At 32.1% G+C, this 6,760-nt stretch carries 7 protein-coding genes; 1 reads left to right on the forward strand and 6 read right to left on the reverse strand.

What is annotated here, in order from left to right; translation table 11 throughout:
* Positions 1–74: 74 nt before the first annotated feature.
* On the reverse strand, positions 75–1,871 hold the full coding sequence (locus IKV95_RS07870) for an acyltransferase family protein (protein WP_240310760.1): 1,797 nt from the start codon (positions 1,869–1,871) through the stop codon (positions 75–77).
* 285 nt (positions 1,872–2,156) lie between these two features.
* Here IKV95_RS07870 and IKV95_RS07875 point away from each other — a divergent pair, with 285 nt between their 5' ends.
* Entirely contained in the window at positions 2,157–3,068 is a 912-nt protein-coding gene (locus tag IKV95_RS07875) for a Ppx/GppA phosphatase family protein (protein ID WP_069119605.1), read from the forward strand.
* Positions 3,069–3,110: 42 nt separating this feature from the next.
* On the opposite strand, the gene IKV95_RS07880 is transcribed toward IKV95_RS07875, so the two are convergent.
* The 5 genes from IKV95_RS07880 to IKV95_RS07900 form a co-directional block, all read right to left on the reverse strand.
* The gene (locus tag IKV95_RS07880; RefSeq protein ID WP_069125701.1) at positions 3,111–3,872 is read right to left on the reverse strand and encodes a DsbA family protein; all 762 of its coding nucleotides are present in this window, start codon (positions 3,870–3,872) and stop codon (positions 3,111–3,113) included.
* 131 nt (positions 3,873–4,003) lie between these two features.
* Positions 4,004–4,585, reverse strand: a complete 582-nt coding sequence (locus IKV95_RS07885) for a CYTH domain-containing protein (RefSeq protein WP_287451615.1) — start codon at positions 4,583–4,585, stop codon at positions 4,004–4,006.
* A 56-nt stretch (positions 4,586–4,641) separates the two neighbouring features.
* Positions 4,642–5,160 carry a GNAT family N-acetyltransferase gene (locus tag IKV95_RS07890; RefSeq protein WP_287451616.1) on the reverse strand — a complete coding sequence of 173 codons (519 nt, stop codon included), beginning with the start codon at positions 5,158–5,160 and terminating at the stop codon, positions 4,642–4,644.
* 454 nt (positions 5,161–5,614) lie between these two features.
* Positions 5,615–6,274, reverse strand: coding sequence for a CPBP family intramembrane glutamic endopeptidase (locus IKV95_RS07895; protein WP_287451617.1), 660 nt, complete (start codon positions 6,272–6,274; stop codon positions 5,615–5,617).
* Between the two features lie 132 nt (positions 6,275–6,406).
* Positions 6,407–6,760: CBM20 domain-containing protein (locus tag IKV95_RS07900; protein ID WP_287451618.1), on the reverse strand; the 354-nt coding region annotated here is incomplete at its 5' end.

Raw genomic sequence — 6,760 nt, forward strand, 5'->3', positions numbered from 1 at the left:
TTAGATAAAATAAAAAGTTTGTTAATGTAATAAGTTGTCTAAAAGACTGAATCTAGACTTGAAAAACGATATGTCTAGGTTGTTTCTGAGGGTGTTAAGTATCCGCTTAATAGCTTAATATAAGCATTTACTCCAGCAGTGTTAAGATGAACGCCATCTTCTGAGAAGTATTCAGGATGATTCACTGCGGCGGCATGCCAATCTACTAATGTAACATTTTTATTTTCAGTTGCAGCTTTTTTTAACGTATCGTTTACTACTTGTTCCCATGCTCTTGGTACACGTGTATTTACAAGATAGATATGAGCTTTAGAAAAGAGAGTCAGAAAAGCCTGTAAATCTTCCTCTTTAAAATTACCGTTTGTTCCCAAAGCAAGAATGACTGCTGAGTCTGGTGTATTGTATTCAAGATAACTATTAGCAACAATTGGAACATCTTTCATTTGTCGACCAATCGCACCATCAATAGCTGAAGGTTGAAAGTTTTCTTCCATTTTTTTACTCACGTCAATCATTAATGAATCACCAATAGCTAAATAACGTTTATAATGAATTTTATTAGCATTAGGTTTCTTTTCTTCACCAACAAAATTTTTATGTGCAGGAGTCACAGCTTTTTTAGGTTTGATTTTAACTTGTTCAATGTGCTCAGGTTGTTTTTGCTCAAAAAGTGCATTTACATTACCTAATGCCAGTGAAAAAACCATAATTACAGCAACAAATATAATTTTTTTTGTTTTTTTAATGGGTGATTTTTGTTTGAAATTTTTGAATGATAACCATTGGAAAACTTCTTTAAAACCATTTTTACGTATTGGATTTTCAATGAAACGATAAGAAAATTCGGCAATAAGTAGAGTTGCACCAACTTGTAAAACAGTGCGTATCAAGGAAGTTGTACCTACCGCTGTAATAGGTGTCGTTAAAATGATAATTGGGTAATGCCAGAGGTAGATACCATATGACCGTGATCCGATATAGCGCAGTGGTTTAATTCCTAAAATTTTACTCCATATACTTGAAGGATGTGCAGTAACGGCAATCAAGATCAAAGATATGAGCGTAATTAATAAAAAACCACCGTAGTATAAAAAGGCGCTGAATTCAGATAGTACAATACTCCAAACAACCAAGAGTGAGAAGGCAACTGCTCCAATTATATTTAAAGTACGTGTTTCATGTTGCGGAACGTCAGGACGCATTTTTGCCATCGGCCATACAATTGCTAATACAGCACCGAATAAAAGTGCAAAATAACGCGTATCAGTACCGTAATAAACGCGACTTGGATCGCTCCCAGGAACATAAAGGACTGCCATTAAAATAACAGAAACCATAGCAAGTGATAGAATCATATAAACTAACTGTTTTTTTGATTTGCATAATTTTAAAAGTACAATAAAAACGAGTGGCCAAAGTAAATAAAATTGTTCCTCAATAGCTAATGACCAAAGATTTTTTAAGGGTGAACCCGCACCAAAACTATCAAAATAACTCACATTATGAAAAATAAACCACCAATTACTTGAATAAAAAAGTGATGCGATGGCATCCCCACGAAGAGTTGGAAGTAGCTCTTGCTTAAAAATAAAAGAAAAAGCAACGACAACGATAATCATAAAATAAGCAGCAGGAATTAAACGTTTAAATCGTCCATATAAAAAGCGTTTGTAATCGATTGTTTGTTTTTTCTGCCATTGAGCTAACAACGAACTGGTAATTAAATAGCCTGACAAAACAAAAAAGACATCAACACCAATAAAGCCACCTTTGGCCCATTGATAATTTAAATGATAAGCAAAAACACTAAATATAGCAAAAGCTCTAATGCCATCAAGGCCAGGTAAATAGGTTTGTTTCAGTTTGTTCACGATAAGGTCCTCATTTCTACTATGCAATTGCGTAAACGTTATGTTACAGTTTCATTACGATTGTATTACAAAATCGTTTTTTTAGCAATAGATAGTTGATAGATTCTAAAAAAAGTTTTTGTTAGCAGCGATTAGTGATAAGCTGTTAAAAAGCGTATAAAAATAATTAGCAAACTGCAATGAATTAATAGGTTCAGTTGTATGGACTAATATACTCTATTAGAGGATATTAATCGGCATCGCTTTTTAAATTTTTCTGTTTTTTTATAAGAGAGGGTGATTTGTATGTTATTAGTTGCTATTATAGATATTGGTTCGAATTCAATTCGTTTAACAATTTACGATGGTCACGACCCGCAAAAAATCACAATTATACATAAGGCAACACATTTTACACGTTTGAGTTCAGGTATGAACCAAACAGGTCGTTTGGCCCCTGATAAAATGGCTGAGGCTCTCGCTATTCTAGCTGAATTCAAACAAATTATGAAAGAACATAATGTGACACGGTATAAAGCAATCGCAACCGCGGCTGTTAGAGCTGCAAGTAATCAAGCATACTTTATTAAAAATGTCGCTGAAAGTACAGGTATCGACATTACGGTTATTTCTGGACTAGACGAAGCTTATTATGATTATTTAGGTGTGATTTCAGGATTGCCGAATTTAAAAGATGCGGTCATGGTTGATACGGGTGGTGGCAGCTGTGAAATCGTTTATATAAAAGATGGCAAATTACATGATAGTACAAGTCTTCAAATTGGTGCAGTCACTTTATCAGATAAGTTTAAAGCAACTGATTATCATTGGACAACAAATATGAAAGAACAACTTGCCTTATATGTACACGATGAAATTGCTAAAGTTACATTTCTTAATGGTTTAAAAGGCATTCCTTGCGTCGCTGTCGGCGGTTCAAACAGAAGTCTTATGAGAGTTTCACAAGGTAATGAAAATAGCGTACAAGGCTGTGAAATGACTAAAAGAGAAGTTATTTCACTCATCGATACTATTACGGCACAAACAATTGAAGAAAGAAAAAAAATTATTGCTTTGGGGGAAAAGCGTGCAGAAAATATTGTTGCTGGACTAGCCCCGATAAAAGAAATTATACAACTAATTGATAGCCCAAAGCTAATATTTAGCGAGAAGGGCCTTAAAGAAGGTGTTTTATTAAGTATCTTAACTGAACAATAAAAAAAGAAGATTTTATGCAGTTAAATCGCATAGAATCTTCTTTTAATTTTTTTTCCAGAGAACACCTTGTTGTGTTAAGGTCTGTTTCACTTTGCTTTGAAGAGACAGTTTTTTTAATTCACAGGTTACTTTTTTCTCCGTCAAATTTAGAATGTTTGCTATATCTGTGCATGTAGAGAATCTTAAAAATTCCATACACTCTTCAATTGTTAGATCTTCTTTTAATTTTGGTTCGCTCTTGAGTAACTCGCAAAAGATATGTTGATAAATATCTAGTGCATGTAATCCATCAATTTTCAAACCTTCTTCATCATGATAACGGTTAAAGAATACCAGACAAGGAGATTGTCGAACATCCATTTCTGTCGCAATTGATTGATCACACAAAAAGGCTTTTTCAGTAATACTAGAAGTTAAATCCAATTGGAATTCTGAAACGTCTAATCCTGACTCGTTTGCAATGTCACTTAGGATATTTTTGTCATAAATATTTTTTTGACCAATATAATAAGAATCAAATAATCTTTGAATGAATTCAGTACCTAATCGGTGGCCTTGTAATTCAGCAGCTTTAATAGCATAGAAGATGGTGGTATCATTTTCTTTTTGTTCACAACTGATACAAGAACCAACATTTAACACATAACGCAATTTGAAATAATTGCCATATGTTAATTTTAACTTCCGTACGAGTTGCTCGAGGTCCCAACTTTTTTCATTTAAAGGATTAAAAAACAAATATAATTCTAGAGGTTTTTCATTTCGCTTTGCCGGAAATATATTGTGTTGGAGGTTGTTCAACATAACTTAATCACCTTGCCCTAATATTTAATGTACCTTCATTTTAGCAACGAAACGTCCACAGGACAATTATTTAGCTTTGAAAATTAAAATTCTCTGTGAAACAAATGGCAATGTAAGCGTATTTTCTATTGCTAGGACTGATCTTTCACAGTATTGTAAAATCGTACAACTTTATTCAGTGTTGGACGTTTTTGAATGTCTAATTGCGTTAAAAGTTGTTGAAATTCGAGTTCACCCTGAATAGCATCGGTTACTTCAAACTCAATTTCATAATCTTCCTTATTTAAATAATGACTATGATCAAGAACAAGTAAGCCAGAGGCATAGGGGAATTCTACACGATTAGTATGTAGTTCACCAAAAGCAACAATCTCCTGAGGTTGAATATTTAAGCTTTTTAAAGTTGCTGTTACTTCTTTATTTGGCAGAGAAGCACCAGCCAATATGTCCTTGGTTTCAGATGGTGCTAAACTATCTGTTGTTTCCAATAAACCAACGGGTAAGGGCGTTTTTAAAGTTAGTTCGTGATTTCCAGAAGCAAATGTTCTAATGCGTAGCCCACATTTTTTTTCCTTTAGTTTAAAATCAGGTGTATCAAGATAGATGTTCGTTTGTGTTATTTGTTTTTTAGGGACGGATTTAAAGTGTTGTATAAGTTTAGCGTACTCGTCTTTTGATAATAGATTTTTGAATTCAATTTCTTGTTCTTTCATAATTAAAACCACCTTTATAGTTAATAAAATAATCTTAGAGAAAACGAGTAAGCAATTTATTGGTTTAATTCTTTCTTCATAATAAAGTCAATTTGTTCATCTTCACCCATGAAGAAGGAATGTTCCCCCACTTTTCTGAACCCCATTGTATTATAAAAAGTAATGGCAGGCGCATTGTGCTCCCAAACACCCAACCATATTGATTTTTTATTTAAGGATGAGGCAATACTTATCGATTTTTCTAATAATTTATTGCCTAGTCCTTTTCTCTTATATAGTGTATCAATATATATCCGTTCAATTTCTAAACCTTCTGTATCAATATTTTCAGTTTGAGCATCTGCGATATTTAATTTTAAATATCCAGCAATAGTTTCTTCGCAATAGATAAAATAAAATTGCGAATTAGGGTTCTCTAATTCGTTCGAGAGTTTACTTAGCGAATATGCTGTTGATAAATAGTTCTGCATATCTTCAGGTGAGTTGTCCTTTTCAAATGTATCAGAGAAAGTTTTAATGCTAATACGTTGTAATGATTCAACATCACTTAATGTCACTTTTTTTATAAAGCCCATGACACTCCTCCTAAAATTGATTTATGAAATAATATTAACTGTTGTAAACTAATTATAACCGCTTTGTCCGTTTAAATAGTTATTATAATTTAAAAATGTTATATTTTACCTTGAAATTGTGAGTTATACGTGGTGCTTATTCTTGATTTTAGAATTGACGACTTTCTTCAATTCTTGAAATTTCTGACGTAGCCTAGTAACTATTAATATAATTGGTGATTAGATATAATAATAAATAAAAAGAGACAAGGTGGTGGTGTCAATTAATAAGATAAATAGAATACTCAACTCATCTTATTTTCTGTTTTTGATGGGATTTATTTCATGGGCTTGTATAGTCGCTCCGGCTTATAAATTTAAGTTTATAAACTATATTCCTCTTTGTCTTTCATTAATCATTATTTTATATATAAAAAAAGGAACAAACAAAAACAAGTAAATAGCGGTTTTAACTTCACTGTAATAGGCCATATATTAGATTATTAAAAAAATGAATCCCAATAACATAATATATATTTTTGGTTTTAAGATAAATTAAACCCAAAAATAAACCGCCAATTATATAAGGAAACGTTCCAATGAGACTATTTGTGAAAAAATAATGTGCCATTCCAAATAAAATTGATGACAATATTAATAAAAATAGAGAAGTTAATTTTCTTTTGTGATTACTATACAGAAAATTATATCTAAAATATAACTCTTCGTTGATAGTTGTTAGGAGATAATAAACCTTTATAATAGGGACTAACATCACTTGTATAGGATGTAAATTTTGTAAAGTAACATTCGCTTCCAGACTAACTGGATAGTTAAACATATTTAAGTAAATCATGAAGTCATTAGCGGCATTCATGATATGTTGAAATAGAAAGGCACCTAGAAAAGAAAAAAGAAATAGCCTTGTTTTTTTTCTTTTAAAAAATTGCCAGTCATGCTTTAAAATAGTTTTATGTAAATTGATACTAACAAAAAACAATAGAGTTACAGTGAAAAAAGAAGGGAGAAGTAAAACAATAGAGTGAGGATACTCTGGTTCTAAAATTTTCACTGCGCTATTAATTACTAATACCTGAATTGGTAAAATGGCGAATGCCAATATACGTTTTTTCATGAATACCTCCTACTAATAAAAGAAAAGCACTCAATTATAATGAGCGCTTTTTTTATTGCTTCTATAATTATCTAACATGATTTTCTGTATAAGACTGTACTAATTTTTTTCTTGCGGAGTCATTATATATTTTCACTTCAAATTTAACATAAACATTACGAGCATCTTTAGAAACATACTTTCTTGTGGTCCAGTATTTTTTTTCATCGCATAATTAGATTTTCTTAATGCCTCAGCCGTTGCAGCTCCAGCGAAAAACTTGCTTTTGGCTTTTGAAGATAGTACAGCCATAATACCTGCCACGAAAACGCTAGCCTTAGATTTTATATATTCAGGAGTGACATTATTACCAGTGTAAGTTGAAACATATTTCCAGTTCATAGGAACTCCTACAGGTAAATTAACTCTCGTGCTAAATTCTGGTGATTTAGCGAACTCCCCGCTATTTAAAATGAGCGGTTCGTAGAGGTAAGGAATATTTTCTTC

The organism is Brochothrix sp. (genome assembly GCF_017549435.1).
GTDB classification, from domain to species: domain Bacteria; phylum Bacillota; class Bacilli; order Lactobacillales; family Listeriaceae; genus Brochothrix; species Brochothrix thermosphacta.

Bases quoted from the DNA above. Each gene is read 5' to 3' on its own strand.
- IKV95_RS07895 (WP_287451617.1), bottom strand. From the start codon at position 6,274: ATGAAAAAACGTATATTGGCATTCGCCATTTTACCAATTCAGGTATTA.
- IKV95_RS07875 (WP_069119605.1), top strand. From the start codon at position 2,157: ATGTTATTAGTTGCTATTATAGATATTGGTTCGAATTCAATTCGTTTA.
- IKV95_RS07890 (WP_287451616.1), bottom strand. From the start codon at position 5,160: ATGGGCTTTATAAAAAAAGTGACATTAAGTGATGTTGAATCATTACAA.
- IKV95_RS07880 (WP_069125701.1), bottom strand. From the start codon at position 3,872: ATGTTGAACAACCTCCAACACAATATATTTCCGGCAAAGCGAAATGAA.
- IKV95_RS07885 (WP_287451615.1), bottom strand. From the start codon at position 4,585: ATGAAAGAACAAGAAATTGAATTCAAAAATCTATTATCAAAAGACGAG.